Origin of the sequence: Methylohalobius crimeensis 10Ki (genome assembly GCF_000421465.1) — a bacterium.
Classification (GTDB): Bacteria; Pseudomonadota; Gammaproteobacteria; order Methylococcales; family Methylothermaceae; genus Methylohalobius; species Methylohalobius crimeensis.
In genome coordinates this window covers 55,623-76,680 of the sequence record NZ_ATXB01000002.1, presented here as the reverse complement: position 1 = coordinate 76,680, position 21,058 = coordinate 55,623, and the positions used below count along the sequence as shown (strand labels likewise).

The 21,058-nt window shown below is 60.2% G+C and carries 25 protein-coding genes; 15 read left to right on the top strand and 10 right to left on the bottom strand.

What is annotated here, in order from left to right; all coding sequences use genetic code 11:
- Positions 1-50: 50 nt before the first annotated feature.
- Genes H035_RS0114045 through H035_RS0114035 form a run of 3 tightly spaced genes read left to right on the top strand, consistent with a single transcriptional unit; the run spans position 51 to position 2,549 of the window.
- The gene (locus H035_RS0114045) at positions 51-1,061 is read left to right on the top strand and encodes a biotin--[acetyl-CoA-carboxylase] ligase (RefSeq protein ID WP_022949601.1); all 1,011 of its coding nucleotides are present in this window, start codon (positions 51-53) and stop codon (positions 1,059-1,061) included.
- Positions 1,051-1,827 (top strand): type III pantothenate kinase, encoded by a 777-nt coding sequence (locus H035_RS0114040; protein WP_084684973.1) that lies wholly within the window; start codon positions 1,051-1,053, stop codon positions 1,825-1,827. Before H035_RS0114045 ends, H035_RS0114040 begins: the two co-directional genes overlap by 11 nt.
- Positions 1,824-2,549: a hypothetical protein gene (locus H035_RS0114035; RefSeq protein WP_022949599.1), complete on the top strand. Its 726-nt coding sequence runs from the start codon at positions 1,824-1,826 to the stop codon at positions 2,547-2,549. Before H035_RS0114040 ends, H035_RS0114035 begins: the two co-directional genes overlap by 4 nt.
- On the opposite strand, the gene H035_RS19870 is transcribed toward H035_RS0114035, so the two are convergent.
- From H035_RS19870 to ygfZ, 3 genes are all read right to left on the bottom strand, one after another.
- Positions 2,543-3,577 (bottom strand): COX15/CtaA family protein, encoded by a 1,035-nt coding sequence (locus H035_RS19870; protein WP_022949598.1) that lies wholly within the window; start codon positions 3,575-3,577, stop codon positions 2,543-2,545. The genes H035_RS0114035 and H035_RS19870 overlap by 7 nt on opposite strands.
- Positions 3,578-3,650: 73 nt before the next feature.
- Positions 3,651-4,481 (bottom strand): HDOD domain-containing protein, encoded by an 831-nt coding sequence (locus tag H035_RS0114025; RefSeq protein WP_022949597.1) that lies wholly within the window; start codon positions 4,479-4,481, stop codon positions 3,651-3,653.
- A 100-nt stretch (positions 4,482-4,581) separates the two neighbouring features.
- Positions 4,582-5,559 carry a CAF17-like 4Fe-4S cluster assembly/insertion protein YgfZ gene (gene ygfZ, locus H035_RS0114020; protein WP_084684972.1) on the bottom strand — a complete coding sequence of 326 codons (978 nt, stop codon included), beginning with the start codon at positions 5,557-5,559 and terminating at the stop codon, positions 4,582-4,584.
- Positions 5,560-5,805: 246 nt separating this feature from the next.
- Here ygfZ and H035_RS0114015 point away from each other — a divergent pair, with 246 nt between their 5' ends.
- From H035_RS0114015 to H035_RS0113975, 9 genes are read left to right on the top strand one after another with little or no spacing between them, the layout of a single operon-like run.
- On the top strand, positions 5,806-6,018 hold the full coding sequence (locus H035_RS0114015) for a DUF1674 domain-containing protein (protein ID WP_022949595.1): 213 nt from the start codon (positions 5,806-5,808) through the stop codon (positions 6,016-6,018).
- 3 nt (positions 6,019-6,021) lie between these two features.
- A complete protein-coding gene (gene sdhC, locus H035_RS0114010; RefSeq protein ID WP_022949594.1) occupies positions 6,022-6,411 on the top strand; it encodes a succinate dehydrogenase, cytochrome b556 subunit in 390 nt (129 codons plus the stop codon).
- Positions 6,408-6,788 (top strand): succinate dehydrogenase, hydrophobic membrane anchor protein, encoded by a 381-nt coding sequence (gene sdhD, locus H035_RS0114005; protein ID WP_022949593.1) that lies wholly within the window; start codon positions 6,408-6,410, stop codon positions 6,786-6,788. Before sdhC ends, sdhD begins: the two co-directional genes overlap by 4 nt.
- 6 nt (positions 6,789-6,794) lie before the next feature.
- Entirely contained in the window at positions 6,795-8,627 is a 1,833-nt protein-coding gene (gene sdhA, locus H035_RS0114000; protein WP_022949592.1) for a succinate dehydrogenase flavoprotein subunit, read from the top strand.
- A gap of 1 nt (position 8,628) precedes the next feature.
- Positions 8,629-9,408, top strand: a complete 780-nt coding sequence (locus tag H035_RS0113995) for a succinate dehydrogenase iron-sulfur subunit (protein WP_022949591.1) — start codon at positions 8,629-8,631, stop codon at positions 9,406-9,408.
- Positions 9,405-9,968 carry a sigma-70 family RNA polymerase sigma factor gene (locus H035_RS0113990; RefSeq protein ID WP_022949590.1) on the top strand — a complete coding sequence of 188 codons (564 nt, stop codon included), beginning with the start codon at positions 9,405-9,407 and terminating at the stop codon, positions 9,966-9,968. Before H035_RS0113995 ends, H035_RS0113990 begins: the two co-directional genes overlap by 4 nt.
- On the top strand, positions 9,968-10,225 hold the full coding sequence (locus tag H035_RS22245) for an anti-sigma factor family protein (RefSeq protein ID WP_022949589.1): 258 nt from the start codon (positions 9,968-9,970) through the stop codon (positions 10,223-10,225). The genes H035_RS0113990 and H035_RS22245 overlap by 1 nt, the downstream gene beginning before the upstream one ends.
- Positions 10,203-10,448: an FAD assembly factor SdhE gene (locus H035_RS0113980; protein WP_022949588.1), complete on the top strand. Its 246-nt coding sequence runs from the start codon at positions 10,203-10,205 to the stop codon at positions 10,446-10,448. The genes H035_RS22245 and H035_RS0113980 overlap by 23 nt, the downstream gene beginning before the upstream one ends.
- A 1-nt stretch (position 10,449) precedes the next feature.
- Entirely contained in the window at positions 10,450-10,878 is a 429-nt protein-coding gene (locus tag H035_RS0113975) for a protein YgfX (protein WP_022949587.1), read from the top strand.
- Between the two features lie 32 nt (positions 10,879-10,910).
- On the opposite strand, the gene H035_RS0113970 is transcribed toward H035_RS0113975, so the two are convergent.
- Genes H035_RS0113970 through H035_RS0113960 form a run of 3 tightly spaced genes read right to left on the bottom strand, consistent with a single transcriptional unit; the run spans position 10,911 to position 13,369 of the window.
- On the bottom strand, positions 10,911-11,561 hold the full coding sequence (locus H035_RS0113970; RefSeq protein WP_022949586.1) for a TIGR04282 family arsenosugar biosynthesis glycosyltransferase: 651 nt from the start codon (positions 11,559-11,561) through the stop codon (positions 10,911-10,913).
- Positions 11,558-12,244, bottom strand: coding sequence for a TIGR04283 family arsenosugar biosynthesis glycosyltransferase (locus tag H035_RS0113965; protein WP_022949585.1), 687 nt, complete (start codon positions 12,242-12,244; stop codon positions 11,558-11,560). Before H035_RS0113965 ends, H035_RS0113970 begins: the two co-directional genes overlap by 4 nt.
- Before the next feature lie 6 nt (positions 12,245-12,250).
- On the bottom strand, positions 12,251-13,369 hold the full coding sequence (locus H035_RS0113960; RefSeq protein ID WP_022949584.1) for a methyltransferase domain-containing protein: 1,119 nt from the start codon (positions 13,367-13,369) through the stop codon (positions 12,251-12,253).
- 246 nt (positions 13,370-13,615) lie between these two features.
- Between H035_RS0113960 and H035_RS0113955 the strand changes: the two genes are divergently transcribed.
- The gene (locus H035_RS0113955) at positions 13,616-14,356 is read left to right on the top strand and encodes a class I SAM-dependent methyltransferase (protein WP_026596630.1); all 741 of its coding nucleotides are present in this window, start codon (positions 13,616-13,618) and stop codon (positions 14,354-14,356) included.
- Positions 14,357-14,529: 173 nt separating this feature from the next.
- On the opposite strand, the gene H035_RS0113950 is transcribed toward H035_RS0113955, so the two are convergent.
- Together H035_RS0113950 and H035_RS0113945 are read right to left on the bottom strand one after the other, a co-directional pair.
- Positions 14,530-16,494 (bottom strand): TonB-dependent receptor, encoded by a 1,965-nt coding sequence (locus H035_RS0113950; RefSeq protein ID WP_022949582.1) that lies wholly within the window; start codon positions 16,492-16,494, stop codon positions 14,530-14,532.
- Between the two features lie 144 nt (positions 16,495-16,638).
- Positions 16,639-17,112: a transcriptional repressor gene (locus H035_RS0113945; protein WP_022949581.1), complete on the bottom strand. Its 474-nt coding sequence runs from the start codon at positions 17,110-17,112 to the stop codon at positions 16,639-16,641.
- A gap of 46 nt (positions 17,113-17,158) precedes the next feature.
- On the opposite strand from H035_RS0113945, the gene H035_RS0113940 reads away from it, so the two are divergent.
- Together H035_RS0113940 and H035_RS0113935 are read left to right on the top strand one after the other, a co-directional pair.
- Positions 17,159-18,817: a nitroreductase family protein gene (locus H035_RS0113940; RefSeq protein ID WP_022949580.1), complete on the top strand. Its 1,659-nt coding sequence runs from the start codon at positions 17,159-17,161 to the stop codon at positions 18,815-18,817.
- A 209-nt stretch (positions 18,818-19,026) separates the two neighbouring features.
- Positions 19,027-19,428, top strand: coding sequence for a VOC family protein (locus H035_RS0113935; RefSeq protein WP_022949579.1), 402 nt, complete (start codon positions 19,027-19,029; stop codon positions 19,426-19,428).
- A gap of 3 nt (positions 19,429-19,431) precedes the next feature.
- On the opposite strand, the gene arsS is transcribed toward H035_RS0113935, so the two are convergent.
- Together arsS and H035_RS0113925 are read right to left on the bottom strand one after the other, a co-directional pair.
- Positions 19,432-20,424, bottom strand: a complete 993-nt coding sequence (gene arsS, locus H035_RS0113930; RefSeq protein WP_022949578.1) for an arsenosugar biosynthesis radical SAM (seleno)protein ArsS — start codon at positions 20,422-20,424, stop codon at positions 19,432-19,434.
- Positions 20,396-21,049, bottom strand: coding sequence for a DUF3047 domain-containing protein (locus H035_RS0113925; protein WP_022949577.1), 654 nt, complete (start codon positions 21,047-21,049; stop codon positions 20,396-20,398). The genes arsS and H035_RS0113925 overlap by 29 nt, the downstream gene beginning before the upstream one ends.
- Positions 21,050-21,058: the final 9 nt, after the last annotated feature.

Here is a 21,058-nt window from a genome sequence, read left to right as displayed (position 1 = left end):
GGAGACTTCTTGTATACTCATGAAATGTGCAATCAAGTTGACCTGCGTGCATGTTGACCCCCTCCGTAGAAGCTTTAATACAGCATTTGGCCGACGGAAAGTTTCATTCCGGAAAAAAATTGGCCGATACCCTGCAAACCAGCCGTACCACCGTGTGGAAGTCGGTTCAATCCCTGCAGGCCTTGGGTTTGGAGATTCAGGCCGTCAAAGGCCGCGGCTATCGCTTGACCCATCCCTGGGAGCGGTTGAACGCCGAGCAAATCACGGCGTCCATCCAGGTTCCCGAGGCTTGTCCGCCACCGGTCGTGGAGGTGCATGATTGCTTGAATTCCACCAATGCGCATCTGCTCCGGACGGCGTCTCTGCGACCCGCGGCGAGCATTTGCCTGGCGGAGATGCAGACCGCCGGCAGGGGGCGCTTGGGCCGAAACTGGGTATCTCCGTTCGGAGCCAATATTTATCTGTCTTTGCTGTGGCGTTTTCGACGCGGAGAGTCCCTCGGCGGATTGAGTCTGGCGGTGGGCGTGGAAACGGTCCGCGTGTTACGGACGCTGGGTTTGGCGGATCTGCGGCTGAAATGGCCCAACGATATTCTCTGGCAGGAAAGAAAGCTGGGCGGCATTCTGATCGAGGCGATCACCGAATCGCAGGGACAATGTGTCGTCGTGGTCGGTTTGGGCTTGAATTTGAGGCTTCCCCCGGGAGCCGCCGATGCGATCGATCAGCCGTGGGTGGATATCCGCACCATTTTGGGGGGCGGTTCTTCGCGGTCGGACCTGGCCGTGCCTTCGCGTAACCGGATGGCGGGCGACTTGAGCAGTCGTCTGCTGGCCTTGTTGAACGCCTATGGCAGCGAAGGTTTGACGCCATGGCTGGAGGATTGGCGGCGCTGGAATTGCGTGTTGGGTCGCCGGGTGACGGTGGATGAGATCGGGCAGCGCTATGAGGCCACCGCGGTGAACGTGACCGAGGAGGGATCGCTGGTGTTGCGGCGGGACGACGGTCGGCGTCGGCTCTTGGCCGCGGGCGATGTGAGATTGCGGGTTCGGCATGACGCTTAGACAAGGCGGCTCGATGGCCCGCGAAGCGAAATTGTTGGTGGACTGCGGCAACAGTCGTCTGAAATGGGGACTGTTGCGCGCCGATGAGATCGTTTCCGGCGTTTCTTTGCGGAGTCGCAACGGCCTCGCCGAGGCTGATTTGAGTGGCATTTGGGCCGATTTGAATACGCCGCGCCAGGTTTGGATCGCCAATGTGGCGGGACAAATGGTGGCGGACCGGTTAAATGCCTGGAGCCGAACCCATTGGGGGATCACGCCCCATTTCGTGCGGCCGCTGGCGGAAGGCTACGGAGTCGTCAACGGCTACCGGAACCCCGAGGCCTTGGGGGTGGATCGTTGGTTGGCCATGATCGCCGTCCGTCATCGCTATACCTTGCCGGCGTGCATCGTCGACTGTGGGACCGCCTTGACCCTGGATGTGCTGGACCAAACGGGGCGCCATCGGGGCGGATTGATCTGTCCCGGCTTGGCGCTCATGGCTGAAACCCTGGTGCAGGATACCGCCGGTATTCGGTTCGAAGCGCCAGCCGGAGGAGCGCGTGGGGGCGACTTGGCGGATCATACCGGCGCCGCGGTCTATCGGGGCGTTCGCCAAGCCGCGCTGGGCTTGATCGAACGGACCTACGGCCGATACGCCCGGGCGGGGGCGCCGCTTTCCTTGGTGATGACCGGCGGGGACGCGGCCGAATTGGCCCCCTCGCTTTCGGCTCCGGTCCACTTGGCGCCGGATCTTGTCCTGCAAGGCTTGGCGGTGGTGAGCCGATGACGATGGCGAGGAAACTGTGCTGGATCTTGGTGACCGCCAATGTGATTTTTTTTCTATGGGCGTACTATGGCCGTCATGGCGGACCACCCACCCTTTCCCAAGTGCCGCTTGCCCCGGTAGAGCGTCTGGTCTTGCTGAACGAACGACCGCCTGAGGGCGAGTATTCGGATTCGGTTCCGTCGTCGCGCTCGGAAACCGGGACATCTTCCGAAGAGGCGCAGACTGCGGAAAGGGAGAGCGATTCGGAAACCGAGGGCGATACGGATAGGACAGTCGATGTGGACCCCCGGTGTTATCGAATCGGCCCGTTCGCTCGGACCGAAGATGCCGATGCCTTCGTTGAAAAGGCAGGCGTGAAGGGGCGGATCGAAGCCGAGGAAAACGCTTCGGTGGAAGGTTTCTGGCTCATGTATCCCCCCGCAGAAACGCTTTCCGCCGGCCGGAGGAATCTGGAGCGTTTGCGGACCCAAGGGTTGCAAGATTTATGGTTGTTCGAAGAGGGGCCGTGGAAAGGCGCCATTTCCCTGGGAATGTATAGCCAGCTCAGTCGTGCAAAAACGGTGAGCGATCAGCTTCGAGAACGGGGAATTGAAGTGACAGTGATGCCCAGGCGAAAAATAACCACGACCCGTTATTGGGTGCGGATGGAGCGTTCACTGTCACCGCAATGGCTGGAAGCGGTGCCCGCCGGTGTGAAAGCGGTGCCTTGCCGGTCTCAGTGAGAAATCGGCGGGGTTTCCCCGGCGGAGGAAACGTCGGTTTCTGCCGGATACCGCAATTCCGCCGGTTTGGAACGACTAAAGCGCAGGCTGACCAAAAGCAGGAATTGGGCGCCGAAAATCAAATTGGCCACCAACAAGTGGATCGGTTGAACGGCGGGGGGAATGCCCAGACGTTCCATCCCGATACCGGTGGCAACGGCCAAAAGGACCAATAATCCCAGGGCCAAATTGAGTCGGAACATCAGGTGATGTTGGGGGAGGATGCGCAGAAACCGCCAGACCAACCAAAGGTTGGCGCACAGAATGAAAAAGGCGCACGCCCGGTGGACGGAAAATACCCAGGGCAGTTCGGCGTACCACAAATAGCGGTCGGCGTAGTCATGGGTTCGGGCGATGGTATCCACCGCTTCGCGTACCTGAGCGCCCAGGACTATCTGAACCAAAGTCAGCGCCAGCACCGACCACAAGGCGATTTCAAGTTTGGGCGAGTGGATCAGGGCGTTGAGACGAATGAAATAATGTTTTTGGGAGCGGGCGACGGTGTAGATCAACAGGGCGGTGATCGCGATCGCCAGCAACATATGGGCAGTGATCATCAGGGGGTGGAGATTGGAGCTGACCACCACCGCGCCGAGCCAGCCTTGAAACATGACCAGAATCAGGGCGGTCAGCGTCAGATAGAAGACCGGCGGGTCCTGCTTGCGTAAAGGAAAGGCGCAGACGACCGTCGCCAGCATCAGAAGTCCGACGCTGACTCCGGTTAGTCGGTTCATGTATTCGGTCCAGGTTTTGACCGGGTTGAAGCGGGTTTCGGCGTAGCCCAGATCGGCATAGATTTCCTGGTAGTCGGGAGGGAGCTGGGATTCTTCGGTGGGAGGAATCCAGCGGCCGAAACAAGTGGGCCAGTCGGGGCACCCCATGCCGGCGCCGGAAGCGCGTACGATCGCGCCCACCAGAATCAAAAAATAGACCGCCGCCACGGTGAAGAAGCCGATGCGCCGAAAGCGCCGAATCGCATCGTCGTTCATCGAGTTGCTCGAAACCTGTCTTCAAAGATCGGATTTCGAACTATACCGGCTGACGATGGCCCGCACAAGCCGCTCAGGCAAAGACCTGTTTAGCGGCGTCCACGTCCTCGATTTCCACGACGTTGATATCAGGCGCCAGGCCCAGACGTTTGAAAGCGCCCATTTCTTGAGGATCGATGGGAAGCGGTTCCGCATTGCTGGTCAGGTGCTCCAGATAGGCGATCTGCACCACGTCCACGTAGTCGGGCGCGTCTCCGTTCGGTTGGCGGTGCCAGTCGGGGTATTCGGTGGCCACCTTGTACAGACTGTCGGGAAAATTCCAATGCTTCATGATGACCCCGCCGATCTTGGGGTGCATTTTTTCGATCAGGGGGTCGAGGCTGGCTTGATTGTTGGCCAGACTAGGGATCTGTTCGGCCAGGGTCAGGATGGGGAGCTTGCCGATCTGATGAATCAAACCCGCCAACAGTCCGTGTTCGGGATCCAGTTTCGGGCTCAGGCTCGCCAACGCCCGACTGATGGCGGCGACATTGACGCTGGTTTGCCAAGTCTCGTGAAAATAACTGTCCAACAGGGTCGAGGTGGGTTGGAAGATTTGTTGCATGGCCAAACTCATCAACAGAGTGCGAACGGTGTTGTACCCCATTCGCGTGATGGCCATTTGGAGGCTGGTAATTTCGCTGCGGGCCCGATAGAGGGGACTGTTGGCCACCTGCAGCAAGCGCGCCGACAAGGCGGCGTCCTCGGCGATCATGTCCGCCAATTTGGCGGCGTTGATATCGCCGCGCTCGACCTCGTCTCGGACTCTGAGCGCCACTTCGGGCAAAGAAGGGAGGACGAGGCGATTGGATTCGATTTCTTCGAGCAAATGATCGAGAAATTCCTGGGCGTTACTGACTTTCATGGCGTATTTGGATCCTTTGTATGGCTACCCTGGTTTCGCGCGGAGCAGGCGGCTTCGGTCGAAACCCGTTTGCATGGTCCGGCAGCCTGTTCCGTCTCGCTCAAGCTATAGTATAGGGGAGCTCGAGCCACCGTAAGACGAGCGCCTCCTGATCGGCAAGGTGAATCTCCGATCTGTGAACTCGGTCACAATGCACCACCGCCAAGAGTTCTTGTTCGGAGTCGTTGGGGGCGGCGTTGACCACTTGGCCGACCGTTTTATCCTTCGCTAGGAGTCTCATCCCGGCGGCGGGTGTCGCGTGAGCGGCCAGCCGGGCCCGATAGAGGCGTCTTTTGACCTGCCCCCGGTAATGCGTTCGAGCGACCACCTCTTGGCCGGTATAGCAGCCTTTGTCGAAACCAATGCCTCCCAAAGCATCCAGATTGAGCATTTGGGGTAGGAATTCTTCCGAGGTGGCGGCGGTGACGGTGGGCAATCCGGCGCGGATATCCTGAAGCCACCAGTCGGTGGCTGGCCGTTCGGTGGCCCCCCGGTTCTCCGCCAAGTCGAACCACAAGGACCGGGCGGCTTCAGCCTTTCCCAGAATTAAAAAACGCTCGCCCGGACCGGGCATTTTGATCCAGAGCAATTGGCGAGCCCGGGTGACGCCTTCGACTGTCCGGGGAAGCGGCTGCAACAGTTCTTGCAAGGGAGCGGCGCTTGCCAGAATGAGACCGAACAAAGCCACGTCGGCGGTTTCGATGGTAATGTCGGAACGTAGCACATACAATCGCAGGCGTTGGGCCACCTTTTCCGCCAGGTCGGCCGAAAGCAGCAGCAGAAATCCGGTTTCGTCACGCAGAATCCGAAAGGTGGCGATCACCCGTCCCTGGGGATTGCAGAAGGCTCCGAGACCGCTTTGTTCGGAGGTGATTCGGCGCACATCGCAGGTGGTCTGACCTTGGAGAAAGGTTTCGGCATCGCCTCCCCGAATGGCCAGCGCCGCTGTCGGCGGGAGGGGAGATAAAACCATGTCTCCGGTCGCAGACGAGGCTTGCGACAGGCGTTGTTGGACGAAGGTTTGCCAAGCTGTATTCATCGTTGCTCTTTAAGTGCGAAGAAGACGGTTATTGTTAATAGAATGGCCTGGAGCAGGCAAGCAATTCTGCAAGTGGCGCATGAAATGGACTGTTGCCGGAGGGGAGGCAAGAACCGCTATAAGCGCTCCGGGACACCATACCTATCGGCGGAGTGCCGACCATTTCCTTGAGAACGGCATCGATCCGGCATACAATCACCTGAGTTCAGGGTGGAAAATTCCTAACGCGATCTTCAGGAGGACCCGATGCACAGCTACGATCCGCTTTTGTCGTCCGCCCCTAAGGAATCGGAGAGCGGTGCAGAAGACCCCCGCGCAGTTTCCGGCTCGGAAAGCTCCGGAGGAGAAAAACCGGCCAGGGTTCCTATTTCTAACGGCGTCGAGGAAATCCCCGGCCGGCCGGTCGATCCGACCCGTTACCGGGACTGGGAAAAAAACGGCCGTTGCATCGATTTTTAAGCCATGGGTGATCGTCCGTCCTCTCCCCTTTCTCCCCATCTGCAGGTTTACCGCCTGCCGCTCACCCCGCTACTGTCCATTACCCACCGCATTACCGGGGTCGTCTTGAGCATCGGTTTGTTGGCCGTGGTCGGAATGCTGCTGGCGGTGGCGGAAAGCCCGTCCGCCTACGCAGCGATTCGCGGCTTTCTGTCCGGCTGGATCGGGCGGGGATTGATCCTGATTTGGCTGTTGGCCCTATTCGTGCATTTTTGTCACGGCATTCGCCATTTGATTTGGGACCTCGGTTACGGCTTCGAGCGTTCGAATCTGACCCGCCACGGCGTGTGGGAAGTGGCGGCGGCGGTCGCCTTGGCCCTCTTGACCTGGTTGACGATGAGTTTCGCGCCATGAGTTTCAGAACGCCCTTGGGCAGAGCGCGCGGTTTGAGCGCGGCGGGAACGGGCACCGGCCATTGGTGGGCGCAGCGGGTGACGGCGGTGGCCTTGATCCCGCTGACCTTGTGGTTCGTCTGGTTTTTGTCCCGGTTCTTGGTTTTTTCCCACGGCGAGATGGTGCAGTGGCTGGCGCATCCCGCCCATGCCGTTTTGTTGTTGGCTTATTTGGGCGCCGCTTTTTACCACGCCCTGCTCGGTCTTCAGGTGGTGATCGAGGATTACGTTCATGCGCCATGGCTGCGAACCGGCAGTCTCCTGGCATTGAAATTGGTTTTGATCGTGCTCGGTCTAACCGCGGTCTTCGCGGCGCTTAGGATTGCATTTTCAATTTGAGATGATATGAGCAAAGCCTATCCAATCATCACCCATACCTACGATACCGTGGTGGTGGGTGCCGGCGGCGCCGGTCTGCGCGCCACCTTGGGTATGTCGGCCCGCGGTCTCAAGACCGCTTGTCTAACCAAGGTCTTTCCCACCCGCAGCCACACGGTCGCCGCCCAGGGGGGAATCAGCGCCGCGCTGGGCAATATGAGCGAGGACGACTGGCGCTGGCACATGTACGACACGGTTAAGGGGTCCGATTGGCTCGGCGACCAGGACGCCATCGAATACATGTGCCGGGAGGCCATCCCGGCGATCATCGAACTGGAGCATTACGGCGTGCCGTTTTCCCGGACTTCCAGCGGCAAGATCTACCAGCGTCCGTTCGGGGGGATGACCACCCGTTTCGGCGAGGGGGAGGCCCAGCGCACCTGCGCCGCCGCCGACCGGACCGGGCACGCTATTTTGCATACGCTTTATCAGCAATCCCTCAAGCATCAGGCCGAGTTTTTCATCGAATACTTCGCCCTGGACCTGGTCATGGACGAACAGGGTGTTTGCCGCGGGGTACTGGCGTGGTGCCTGGAGGACGGCAGTCTACATCTGTTCCGGGCCCACGTGACCTTGCTCGCCACCGGAGGTTACGGTCGCACCTATTTCTCCTGCACTTCGGCCCATACCTGTACCGGCGACGGCAACGGCATGGTGCTGCGCGCAGGATTGCCGCTTCAGGACATGGAATTCGTCCAGTTCCATCCCACCGGCATTTACGGCTCCGGTTGCTTGATCACCGAAGGCGCGCGCGGGGAAGGCGGATATCTGACCAATTCCGAAGGCGAGCGCTTTATGGAGCGCTATGCCCCCCACGCCAAGGATTTGGCTTCCCGGGATGTGGTCAGCCGGGCGATGACCATCGAGATCCGCGAGGGCCGCGGGGTAGGGGCGCACAAGGACCACTTGCATCTCCACTTGGAGCATCTGGATCCCGACATCCTCCACCAGCGCTTGCCGGGCATCGCCGAAACCGCGCGCATATTCGCCGGCGTGGACATGACCCAGGCCCCGATCCCGGTGCTGCCCACCGCCCATTACAACATGGGCGGCATTCCCACCAACATGGAGGGGGAGGTGCTCACCTGGAAGGACGACGACCCGGACTCGGAGCGCCGCGGCGCTGAAACCCCGGTGCCGGGGCTGATGGCCATCGGCGAGGCGGCGTGCGTCTCGGTCCACGGGGCCAATCGCTTGGGCTCCAATTCGCTGCTGGATATCGTGGTGTTCGGCCGCGCGGCGGCGATCCGCTGCGCCGAATTGGTCAAGCCGCGCCGTCCCCACAAGCCGTTGCCGTCCGATATTCTCGACCCGCTTTTGGCGCGTTTCGATCGGATTCGCCATGCCGAGGGTTCCCTGAAAGTGGCGGAAGTGCGCAAGCGGATGCAGCGCTGCATGCAAAGTCATGTGTCCGTATTTCGCACCGGGGAAGTGCTGGAGGAAGGAAAAAACCAGATCCAGCAAGTTGCCGAGTCATTTTCCGACATCGGGGTCGCCGATCGTTCCTTGATTTGGAATACCGATCTTCTGGAGGCCCTGGAGCTTCAGAATTTGCTCGCCCAAGCGCAAGTCACCGTCGCCGCCGCCCTCAACCGCACCGAAAGCCGGGGCGCGCATGCGCGCGAGGACTATGCCGAACGCGACGACGACAACTGGCTCAAGCATACGATGATCTGGCTGGAGATCTCGCCGGAGCGTACCGATCCGGCGGGCCGCTCCCGAATCGTTTATCGACCGGTCCATTTGCAGCCGTTGACCGGAGAGATCCAGTCCATTCCACCGAAACCGAGGGTGTACTGACATGGTGCAATTGCGTCTGCCGCCCAACTCCAGGATTCAGCCGGGCAAAATTTGGTCCGCCGCCGAAGGCGCCGAGACGGTTTTGACCGTCAAAGTCTATCGCTTCAATCCGGACGGCGGCGAAAACCCCCGTTTGGATGTGTTTCAACTGGATCGCAGCCGGTGCGGAGCGATGGTGCTGGACGCCTTGATCCAAATCAAGAATGAAGTCGATACCACCCTGGCTTTCCGCCGTTCCTGTCGGGAAGGGGTGTGCGGCTCCTGCGCCATGAACATCAACGGCCGCAATACCTTGGCCTGCACCCAGCCGATCGACGACTTAGGAGATACCCTCGCCATCTATCCGCTACCGCACCAGGACGTGGTCAAGGATTTGGTCATCGACTTGACCCATTTCTATGCCCAATATGCTTCGATCCAGCCGTGGCAGCAGACCCTCACCCCGGCGCCCGACCGCGAGCGGCTGCAGAGCCCGGAAGAACGCGCCGAGCTCGACGGCCTCTACGAATGTATCCTCTGCGCGTGTTGTTCCACCGCCTGCCCCAGTTATTGGTGGAACAGCGACCGTTATTTGGGGCCGGCGACATTGCTCCAGGCTTATCGTTGGATCGCCGACAGCCGCGACGAAATGACCGGCGAACGTCTGGACGAACTGGAAGACCCGTTCAAACTGTTTCGTTGTCACACCATTACCAACTGCACCGACGTGTGTCCCAAGGGACTCAATCCGGCCAAGGCCATCGCCGAAATCAAAAAGCTGCTCCACCAGCGGCGGGAATGACCGGCCTCGATCCTGAGCGATGGCTCGACCGCCACGGCGATCTCTTGTTTCGTTACGCCTTGGCGCGGGTGGGAGAGGTCGACTTGGCCGAGGACCTGGTGCAAGAAACCCTGCTTTCCGCTTGGCGCGGATCTCGTTCGTTCTCGGGCAATGCCCGCGAGAGCACCTGGTTGGTGGGGATTCTCAAACACAAGATCGCCGATCATTTCCGTAAATCTCCCCCGCTTTCGATAGAGGATCTGGGATTGGATTTGGACCGCTATTTCGACGACCGGGGTCATTGGCGCCAAGCGCCTGCGAATTGGGATGAGCCGGACGCAAATTTGGATCGGGAGCAGCTCAAAGCGGGATTGCGGGACTGCGTCGGGCGGCTTCCGCCTCGCTTCCGTTATTTGTTCTACTTGCGGGAAGTGGACGGCTTGAGCGGCGAAGAAATATGTCAGCTATTGCCCGCTCCCTCGACCAACAGCGTGTGGGTCATGCTGTCGCGAATGCGTTTCAAGCTGCGCCAGTGTCTCGAACGGGCCGGTTTCGGTCGAATCAACGAAGAGTGCCGATAATGTTGTCGTGCAAGCAGGCGGTGGAATTGTCTTCCAAAGCCCAGGACAAACCTTTGAGTTGGCGGGAGCGAATGGCGCTGTGGTTTCATTTGCGGTTGTGCCAAATTTGTCGTCGTTACACGAGGCAATTGCGTTTGTTGAGGCGAGTGAGTGCCTCCCTCCGTCCGGAGGATTGCTTGAGCGATACCGCCTTGTCCGCGGAAGCCCGCCGCCGGATTGAAGAGCGATTGCACCGTGAGCAGCGCCGAGCGGAATAAGTTGCGCTGGCGTTGCCGGCGCGGCATGAAAGAACTGGATGTGATGTTGGCGCGTTACTTGACACGGGGTTATCCTCAAGCCGACGAGGCCGAGCGGCTGGCCTTCACTCGTCTGCTGGAGGCGTCCGATCCGGAGCTTGCCGCCTGGTTGATATACCGCCATCCCTGTCCCGATTCCCAATTGGCGCTTGCCGTTGCCGCTGTCTGCGCCTGCGAGGGGTGACTTGAAGCATTCCGGCGGGGAAGGGCTGAATCTTTGGTTTCAGGCGTCTCGATGGCAACGCCTGTTTCTCTCGGTCGGTCACGGCTTGGCACTGATGACGGTTTGGCTGAGCGCCTTGCCGATGCCCGCGCCCCTGCTGCTCTCTGCGGTGTTGTTTGTCAGCATTGGTTTTGGTTGGCGCAAGGGGCGACGGCCGCCGCTGAGACAGTTGCACTACGACGGGGAGACTTGGACTTTGGTGAGTCCCGGTCATCAAGTCCGGGAAGGGCGCTTGTTGGGCTCCACCTGGTGCAGCCGTTGGCTGACCCTGCTTCATTTTCGCCTCAGCGGCGGGCGCTTTCGGGCGGTTCCCGTCTGGCGCGACAGTCTTACGGACGAGGACTATCGGCGTTTGCAAGTGGTGCTGCATTGGCAGGCGGATGTTTCCTAACTCCGACGGCGTTCCTTCCGATGCGTCGTTCTTCAGCGCGTCCTGCCCGACGCACCACGGCATTCGGATTGCCACCGTCGAAGATCTCGAGGCCGGTCCAGATCCCATTGGAGGGGGAGTTCCCAAGCTTTTAAATTGAGATCTCGGATACGGCGGCGGGTATCCGCCAGAACCGTCTCCTTTCCCCATGCCATCTCTCGAAATAATTCGGGCTGCGGTCGAGGCAGGCCGATCAGGACGTAACCGCCGTCTTCGGCCGGCCCTAACACGACATCCGTGTTTTGGCTCAGCATGGTGAGCGCCGCCCGAAAATCGGCCGGGGTGAGGGAAGGGCAGTCGCAGCCCACAATCAATGCGGCTCGAGAAACGCTTAGGCGGTCTCGAAACGCCCGCGCCATGCGATCGCCCAAATCGGCGCCTTGCTGCTTCTCGAGCCGAACGCCGTAGCGCCGCTTGAGGGCGCCGAAAAAGGGATGACGGGTATCCGGGTGGCAATACAGATAAACCGGGGCCAACCGGGCGGAAATGAGACGCGTCACCAGGGTACGGCTCAGGCGGGCGTGAACCGCGGCGGCCTGCGCCGGGGTCAACGTTGCCAGTAAGCGTGTCTTGACCTTCCCCGGCACCGGGGCTTTGCAGAATATCAAAATGGCGGCGTCGGGATAGACGTAGTTCGAGCTCACCCGAATCGCCCTTCTCGATACAACCGGGCCAGCCGATTCGGGTCGGTGCCGAGGAAATACCGCAGCCTCAGCCACCACATCAGCAAGATGGTCCGGATCACCCCGAATTGTTCCCAGCGCCGCGCCGAGGTGACGACCTTGGCCTTCAGGCATGCGGGCGGTCCCAGGTTTTTCAGGCGACGGCACAGTTCGATGTCTTCCATCAGAGGTTGCACCGGCAATCCGCCCACCCGCCCAAATGCTTCTTGAGTGACGAAAATCGCCTGATCGCCGGTGGCGATGCCGGTCAAGCGCGAACGCAGGTTCATCATCGCCGCCACCAGCCGAAGCAGGGGCGCGCGGCCGTCGAGCGCTACGTCGAATCGGCCCCATCGGCGATTGTCGGCCAATGCTCGGTGAATCTCGTTCAACGCGCCGTCCGGGAGTCGGGTGTCGGCGTGCAGGAATAGCAGGGCTTCCCCCCGTGCGGCCCGGGCGCCGGCATTGAGTTGCCCGCCGCGGCCGCGCGGGGCGGTCATGACCCGATCCGCCCAGGGGCGGGCCAGTTTGGCGGTGTCGTCGTCGCTGCCTCCGTCCACCACCAGGATTTCCGCCTGCGAACGCAGAGTTTGCAGCGTCCGCAGGTGGGCTTCGATTTTCGCTGCTTCCCGGAAAGTCGGCACAATAATGGAAAACGGCTTCACCGGCGGTCAGCAGCAACAGCTTTCCGAGTTTCCTCCCGAGCTGGCCCCGCCCTTGGTCTCGGCCGGTGAGCGCACCGTGCCGGCCGGGGCGCACCAGGGTTTGCCTTCGCCGATCTGAGCCGGGGCGATGCCGATGAAATCCTCGCGGTAGGGTCCCTCGGTGAGCATGCGGAAAGTCCGTTCGCACACCGCCATGCGCTGACCGCGGCAGAAAACGTGTCCTTCCTCGTCGTAGACCTTGTCGAATGGCCCCTTGTAGATCACCGCGTGGCCGTAGTCGATGCATGTCTCGCCTTCCGGCTTGACCGCGGTCACGGTGACGGTGCGGAACTCGATGCCTTCCACCACCTGCCACGGCTCGTTCCCCCATTTGTCCAGCTTGACCGCGATGAAACCGGCCTGGGCGAATTCCTCCAAAAATTCGTGTTCCTGCAGGGCGCCCGAAATGCAGCCGCTCCAAAGCTTGGGATCTTGCTTCAGCGCATCGGGGACCGGCTCGTCGCAGACGATGTCGGAAATGGCGATTCGCCCGCCCGGCTTGACCGCCCGGAAGATTTCCCGGAACAATTGCCGTTTGTCGCCGTCGTCCACCAAGTTGAGGACGCAGTTGGAGATCACCAGATCCACCGACGCGTCGGGGATCAGCGGGCGCTCCTTTTTCTGCCGCGTCTGCCACGCTTTGAGGGCGAGCAGATCCTCGTGGCTATGGATCGGATGTTCGCGCAAATAACGATCGAGACCTTCCACGTCCAGCGCCAGATCCTGGATCAGCCCCTTGGCGAAGCGGACCCGATCGCCGCCCAGTTTTTCGGCCATTTCGGCCTGGTATTTGCGCGCCAGATCGAGCATGGCATCGTTCATATCCACCCCGATCACCCGGCCGTTCGCCCCCACCAGTTGCGCCGCCATGTAGCAGATTTTGCCCGAGCCCGAGCCCAGGTCCAGAACGGTGTCCCCCGGCCGGACATAGCGGGAGGGATCGCCGCAGCCGTAGTCCTTGTCGATGATTTCCCGGGGCAATAGCGTTAACAGCTCGCGGTCGTAGTCCACCGGACAACAAAGCTCGGCCTCGCGGTTGCGGGCGCCTTCGGCATAGCGGTTCAAAACATGGGTTTCGACACTCATCAAGTCATCTCCTGTTTACGTGATGTTCAGTTTACCTTGAGTCGGGGGATGGCGGAAAACCTGTCGGATTTTTTAGAGGCCGTTGACAAAGCGATCTCAAAGTGGGGCAGGGGCCGGCGGCTTGCCTTCCGGGACGCCGTGGTGGGGCATGCGCTTATTGATCAAATTATCATGAAATTTCAAACACTTGCCATAGGCCATGATTTGCGCGAGACTTGGGGTTTTGATTTCATTGTTTTCGAACCAATGCACAAGCTTGAAACCGAAAAGCTTTTCGCCGGCGTGATCGGCGAGCAATATGAAATGCTGAAAGTCATTTGCCCCGAAGCGGCCCGATTGAGCCAGCTGGTGGGGAAATATGTAGGACAGGCCGAGTTGCCCTGTCAAGATGCGCCGCAAGCTTTGGAGTTGGGATGCGGAACGGGGATTACCACCCTGGCGCTGCTTTCGGAGCGTCCCGATCTGAAATTGACCTCGCTCGACAACGAGCCGACCATGCTGCGCCAAGCGCGGGAGAATTTGGCGCCTTGGTTGGATCGGGGCACCCTCGCCTTGCTCGAAACCGATGCCTTGTCGGGGCTTAAAGCGACCGCCTCGGACAGTCTGGACGTGATCGCGTCGGCCTACACCATCCACAACTTTTTGGACGACTATCGCAGCGAGGTGCTGGCGGAAATCAGCCGGGTGCTCAAGCCGGGCGGTCTATTCGTCAACGGCGATCGCTATGCCTTGGACGACAGCCGCGAGCACACCGCCATGATCCAGGAGGAAGTGAAGCTTTATTTTCAGCGCGTGGCACCGCTGGAACGCTACGATTTGCTCGAGCACTGGATCGTCCACCTGTTCAGCGACGAATCTCCGGACCACGTGATGCGTATCGGCCCGGCTTTGGCGAAAATGGAAGATTTGGGTTTCGAAGCGATTCAAGTCCATCACCGGCAGGCGGTCAACGCCATGGTCACCGCCAGAAAGGGCGATAGCACCTGAAGCAAGGCAAATTGCGCCAACTTCAGGGGTGGCGCCGGCTTGGAAGTCGTTCTCCCAAGCCGGCTATCGATAAGCCTTGTTCAAGGACGTGTTGATATTTCATCACTCTCACGCAGCATCCCCGCTACGAACGGTCCCGGTTGAAAAAATAGCGGGCACAAAAACGGGGAGATTCAAAACCCGATCCGGATTCCCGCCTGCGCGCCGCGTCCCGGTTCCGGGGCGATGGTGCGGAGAAAGGAAGTGGCATTACGCACGGTTTGGTTCAACAGATTGGTGCCTTGGGCAAATACCGTCACTTGCGTTCGATCCCCCGTGGGGATGCGGTATTCGCCGCCGATATTCAAGACCACATAGCTCGGGGTGGGGGCTTCCAGGCGGCCGGGGTGATCCTGGGCTTCGGCGCGGGTCAGGCGGAGAAAGGCGTTGCCTTCGTCGCGGTGGAATTTGAACTCGAACCCGTAGCGCAACGGCGGCATCCTCGGGACGTCCCCACCCCCGGACAGCCGGCCGCGGGTGTAGTCGCCGAAGAGGATCAGATCCAAGTCGCCCTGGCGGGTGGCCAGTAAGGGGAAGTGAAGCTGGGCGTCGAAGCCTTTGAATATGGCGTTCTGTTGGGTGGCGTTAAAAATGGGCAATTCCGATTCCGCGTCGATCCGGCCGCTGTTGCGGAAAAAGATATAGTCGTCGATCCAGTAGTGAAACAGATTGATTTCCGCGATGACCAGGCTGCTTTCGAAGCGGTAGCCCAGTTCCAGTTGGTGGGAATGCTCCCTATCCAGATTCGGGTTGCCCACCTCGAAGCTTTGGGAGGCGTGGTGGACGCCGAAGGCATACAGTTCCTGCACTTGGGGCGCGCGTTGGGTCGAAGTGAAAGCCAGGGAGAGGCGGTGGTGATCGTTGCCCTGCCAGGTGACGCTGGCCGCCCCGCTGACGGGAAGATCGCGGCGTAATCGGCGGTTTTCGGCGTCGGTTCGCTGGTGTTCCACCCGCGCGCCCAATTCATAGAGAAACGGTCCTTGCTGTAAGCGTTCATTGATGAATAGGGCATAATTTTCGGTATCGGTGCGCGGAACGATGGCTTCCTCGCCGATCGCGGCCAAGTCGCCGTGGCGGGACTGGAAGCCGACGCTGCCGGTTACCGGTCCGATGGGGGCGTGGGTCAGTTCCAGGCGGCTTTCATAGGCTTGTCGCGTCCAAAGGGTGCCGCGCTCATCGCCTTCGATTTCCACGTGGCGATAGTCGGTATGGCCGAAGCCGAGACGCACTTCCTCCGCCCAGGGAAAGGGGGCGTACAGGGCGGCGCGAAGATCGTGGCGGGTCTGCTTGAGGTCAATGTAAATCTTTTCGCCGGCGTGATCATCTTCTTCGTGATGCGGCTCGTCGTGGGCCTCATCGTGATGATGGGGAAAAGTGGGAACCCCGTAGGTATTCTCCAAACGGTTGATCGAGGCGCCGATGAAGCCCGCCTCGCCGACCCAGGAAATGCCCGCGCTGCCGCTGATCGCATCGCCGTCGGTCCCATCCAAGACACCGCTGCCGGTATCCAGATCGCCGTGGGTCCGGCGGAGTCCCTCCAGATGGAAGGCGAAAGGCCCCCAGCCTGCGTCCAAACGGGCGGAACCGGCGTGTTCGTCGGAAGGGGAGTCGTAACGGTACTCGCCGGCGCCTTCCACCGCCCGGTCAGGAAGGTTTTCGGGGATGCGATTATCCAAGACGTTGACCAATCCCCCGACGATGCCGCTGCCATAGCGCAGGGTGGCCGGGCCGTGCAAGACTTCGATCCGATCGGCGAAAAGCGGTTCCAGGCCGATGGCGTGATCGGGGCTGATCGAGGAGAGATCGTTGACCCCGAGGGAATTCTGCAGAATGCGCACCCGAGGCCCGCTTTGGCCGCGAATCACCGGCAAGCCCACCCCGGGACCGAAGGATTGATTATTGAAGCCGGGCAGTTGCTCCAGGGTTTCTCCCAGGGTACGACGCAGTTGACGCTGGAAAGCTTCCTTGTTCAGCACCGTGCGTCCGCTTCCTTGTTCGGGGGCGGCGGTGACCGTCAAGGGGGTGAGTTCGACGCTGGGTTGGTGGGCGAAGCTTGTGCTGGATACGAGTAGCAGGGGAAGAAACTTATGAGGGGACATGCCAAAAACTCCATCTTAATCTATGTTATATCATAACATTTAAGAGCAGAAGCTAAACTTAAAATAAGTACCCTCCAAGCGAAATGGTTCTTTCTCGGCAAAGATACAATCGGATACGCCGAGACCAGCGGTATTGATGATGAATCAATCGGCCGGGTGCCGGGCGCAATGGGCACACAGCCCCACGATTTCCACCGACTTGTGTTCGGGAGAAAATCCCGCTCGTTGGATTTCTCGGTTCAAGGCGTCCATTACTTCGGGGGCGGGAAGTTCTTCCACCTCGCCGCACTGGCGGCAGATGAGTAATAACACTTCGTGGGAAAGCTCGCTGCAGCGGCAGCCGATAAAGGCGTTGAGACTTTCCACCCGATGGATCAGTCCTTGGGCGATGAGGAACTCCAAAGCCCGATAGACGGTCGCCGGTTTGGCGGTCTGCTCCAAAGGTTTGAGGCGGTCGAGCAAGTCGTACGCCTTGACCGCACGATGGTCTTGCCAAATCAGCTCCAAGACCCGCCGGCGCAGGGGCGTCAAACGTACGCCGCGCTCTCGGCAAAGCCGCTCTGCCGTTCCCAGGGCTTTATGAATACAATGGTCGTGGTTGTGTCCAGGTTTCGTCATTTGGACTTTATCCTAACAAACCCCCGATTCTGAGGTGTCACTATTCATGGCGACTGAAAAGGGTGTCAACGAAAAATCTCTATCTTTTCTGTTCGATTACCATCAGCGTACTAAGCATCATTTCCACCGGACCGCCCCCGGCCCGGGTTTCCTGGATTGGGCGACCCAGCCCGAGCCGTTCCGATTTTATCACGGCGCTCCGCTACACCGTTTCACCCGCCGCGAATCGGATGCTCGGGAAACACCCGGTTACGATGCCCTCTATAAAGGCTTGTCTGCCGAGCCGGTCAACGCGGAAACGATCGCCGATTTGTTTTATCACAGCTTTGCGCTATCCGCCTGGAAAGAGATTCCGGGGGCGCGCTGGGCATTGCGGTGTAATCCCTCCAGTGGGAACCTTCATCCCACCGAAGTCTATCTTTTGACCGGCGCCGTCGAGGGTCTCAACCAAGTGTCGACCCTGTATCATTACCAACCCTACCAGCACGGTCTGGAGATACGCGGCGAGTTACCCGATTTAGACTGGCCGGATCTTATCGCGCCATTGCCGGAATCCACTTTTCTGATCGGTTTTACTTCCATCTATTGGCGCGAGAGCTGGAAATACGGAGAACGGGCGCTGCGGTATTGCTTATTGGATCTGGGGCATGCCCTGGCGACGCTTGCCTACGGCGCCGCCGTTCTGGGCTGGCGCTGCGCGCTTTTGCCGGTGGTGGGGTCGAAAAAACTGGCCCCGCTTTTGGGCGTCGATGGCCAAAACGGGCCGGAAGCCGAACATGCCGATTGTCTGGCGGCGGTGTTTCCCGGCGGCGAGGTGCCCTGGTCGGCAGTGGCCCAATGGCGATTGGAGGAAAGGACGGTCCGGGAGATCAACCGCGCCGTTCGTTCGGATCCCCCCAACCGTCTCAGTTCCTCCCATCGGCCCTGGCCGATCATAGAAAAGGCCGCCGGGGCGATGGCTTGCGAGCGCATAGAAATTATTTTCCCGGGTGGTGAAGAAAGACATCCCCAGCCACCGCCGGTGGACACGCTGGCGCGTTCGGTCGGCGCCCGCTGGTTGATTCGGCAACGCCGCAGCGTGCAGATGATGGACGCCACCTCGACGATGGCGCGCGTCGATTTCATCCGGCTGATGGCGCGGCTGGGCCGGGGCGGTTTGCCCGTGGCGTCCTTGGCACGGGAACCCGCCGTCCATTTGGGATTTTACGTGCACCGGGTGGAAGGCATGACCCCGGGGCTCTATTTCCTGGCCCGTTCCACCGGCGGATTGGATCTGTTTCGCAGGACCACGACGGAGGCGTGGCGATGGCGGAAGGTGGACGGTTTTCCAGACGATTTGTCGTTCTACTGGCTCCGGGAAGGGGATGCCCGTGAGGTGGCCAAAGCGGTCAGTTGCCATCAAGGTATTGCTTCCGGCGGGGCGTTCGCGGTCTCCATGCTGGCCGAGTTTGAACCGCGCCTGGAGGAGTCGGTGTGGGAATACGCACGGCTTCACATGGAAGCCGGGGCATTGGGGCAATTATTGTATTTGGAATCCGAGGCGGCAGGTTTGTGCGGTACCGGGATCGGTTGCTTCTTCGACGATCCGGTCCACGAACTTTTCGGTTTGCCGGACCGGACCTTCCAGGTGATCTATCACTTTACCGCCGGCGGCGGGTTGGAAGATCAACGTCTGAGCAGTTTGGAGGCTTATCATCACTTGTAAGCTTTTCGTTTACGGCATCTTGCTCCGTGAGCGCTTGCGAAAACATTTTCCCGAATGGAAGCCGAAGGTGGTACCCGCCCGACCGGATGGGCATACCCCTATCCCCTGGTGATGGCTTCTTGTCCCGGTATGGGTAGGGCGGTAGGTCAATAGATCGAAGGAGAGTTGCTGTAAAATGGGTGATCATCCATAGATGGGGAGTGCTATCCATGCTCAAATTTCACCTACACCACGCCAGTATCCTCGTTTCCGACACTCAAAAGTCGCTTGAATTTTACTGCGGCGTGTTGGGGATGACCCAAACCGAGCGCCCCGATCTGCCGTTCCCCGGTGCGTGGCTTCAGATCGCCGAGCACCAGCAGATCCATCTCCTGGAGCTTCCCAGCCCCGATTCGACCTCCGGGCGGCCCGAGCACGGCGGCCGCGACCGCCATTTTGCGCTGATCGTGCCCGATTTGGAGGCGATTCGCCGACGGCTGGACGACGCGGGTATCTTTTATTCCATGAGCAAGTCGGGACGCCGGGCCTTATTCTGCCGCGATCCCGATGCCAACGCGGTGGAATTCATCGAGGTGGGCGTCCTGCCGGGTACGGAAACCTTGTTTGATTGACCCTCACCCCTGCCCTCTCCTAGAGGGAGAGGGGGTATTGAGTGCCCCGCGGCAACTGCTGCCTTGGCCGGCGGTGCAGCCATAACAATGATCGGCCACGGCGATGGGAGCGCCGGTGAAGGTATTGGGATCCAGGTCGCGCAAATGTTTCCTGCCGCCCCCTTGGGGGAGGTGCAGCATTTGGTTGAAGTCGCAGTCGTAGACGTAACCTTGCCAGTCCACGCTGAGGGTCGAGCGGCACATGACCGCCTCCAAGTTGGCGCGGTCGAAGTGCGCGCGCAATAAGGCCAGGTATTCGTCCAGCCGACCTTCCCGGGCCAGGGTGTGGGCAAAGCGCTGGATGGGCAGGTTGGCGAGGGTGTAGAGTCGGTCGAAGCCGATGTCGAATTGTTCCCGGAGGTGTTGTTTATAGGCCGCCTCCAATTCCTTCTGCGGCGGAGGCAATACCGGTCCCTGAGGATTGAAGACCAGATTGAGCTTCAGCCGGGAGCCGGTGCCGTAACCCAGGCGGTTGAGGGATTTGAGCGCGGCGATGCTGGCTCGGAACACGCCCCTGCCGCGCTGTCGGTCCACGTTGTCTTCCAGGTAGCAAGGCAGCGATGCGGTAATTTCCACCCGGTTTTCGGCGAGGAAGCGGGCCATGTCCTCGTAGCCGGGTTCCTCCAAAATGGTGAGATTGCAGCGGTCGATTACGTGAACGCCCAATTTCCGGGCCGATTCCACCAGATAGCGGAAGTGGGGGTTCATTTCCGGCGCGCCGCCGGTCAAGTCGAGCACCGAAATCCGGCCGCGGGCGAGAAACGCCAGTACCGTCTCCACGGTGGGCCGGTCCATATTTTCCGTGCGCTTGGGGCCGGCGGCGACGTGGCAATGGGTGCAGGACTGATTGCACAGGTAGCCCAGATTGACCTGAAGCGTTTCCAGGCGGTCGCGGGTGAGGGCCGGAAAATCCGTCGCCGGCGCGATTTCAATGGGAGGAAAACCAGATATCGCCATAATAAGCTGCCGTTTGTTGCTTGCTATTGTCACTGTCGGTCATCAAGGCGACGGCGTCAATGCGATCGGTTGCCTCGCCGAAGGCGCGCCGCCAGTCGGTGCGAAGATCGCGCTTCTCGCAATGCCATCCCTGATCGCCGCGGCTGCGCACCGCCAGCATCATCACATTGTCGCCGGCAAAGGCATTGGGCCACATGGATGCGCGGGCTTGCCCCGAGGACCAGACATAATTGAGCGCTTTCGTCTTCCAGAAAAAAAGGCCCCCTTTTTTGACCAGATAAATGCGGGCGGCGTAGTCGTCTCCCGGTTTGCTTCTTTCGGGCAAGGGGGGAAGCGGTTCGATCACTTGCCAGCACCAGTTCAGATAGGGCGTTCGGGTCAGGTCGACTTGCATTTGCCGAAACAGGCCCGAAGCGCTCGCATCACTCTCGGCGAGCAGCACCGTCTTGCCGCCCAAGTCCTTCAGCCGATAGGCGGTTTCGCCGGCAAACGCCTTGGATTTCCAGCCGCTCAGGCTCCCTTCGGAGAAGCGTCCCGCCTTGACGATTTCATCGGCTTGAAGGGCAGGCGTCAGGAGAAGCGCGGCAAGCAAATGAAAAATGATTCGATCGTATCCTCTTTGCATGAAACCCGT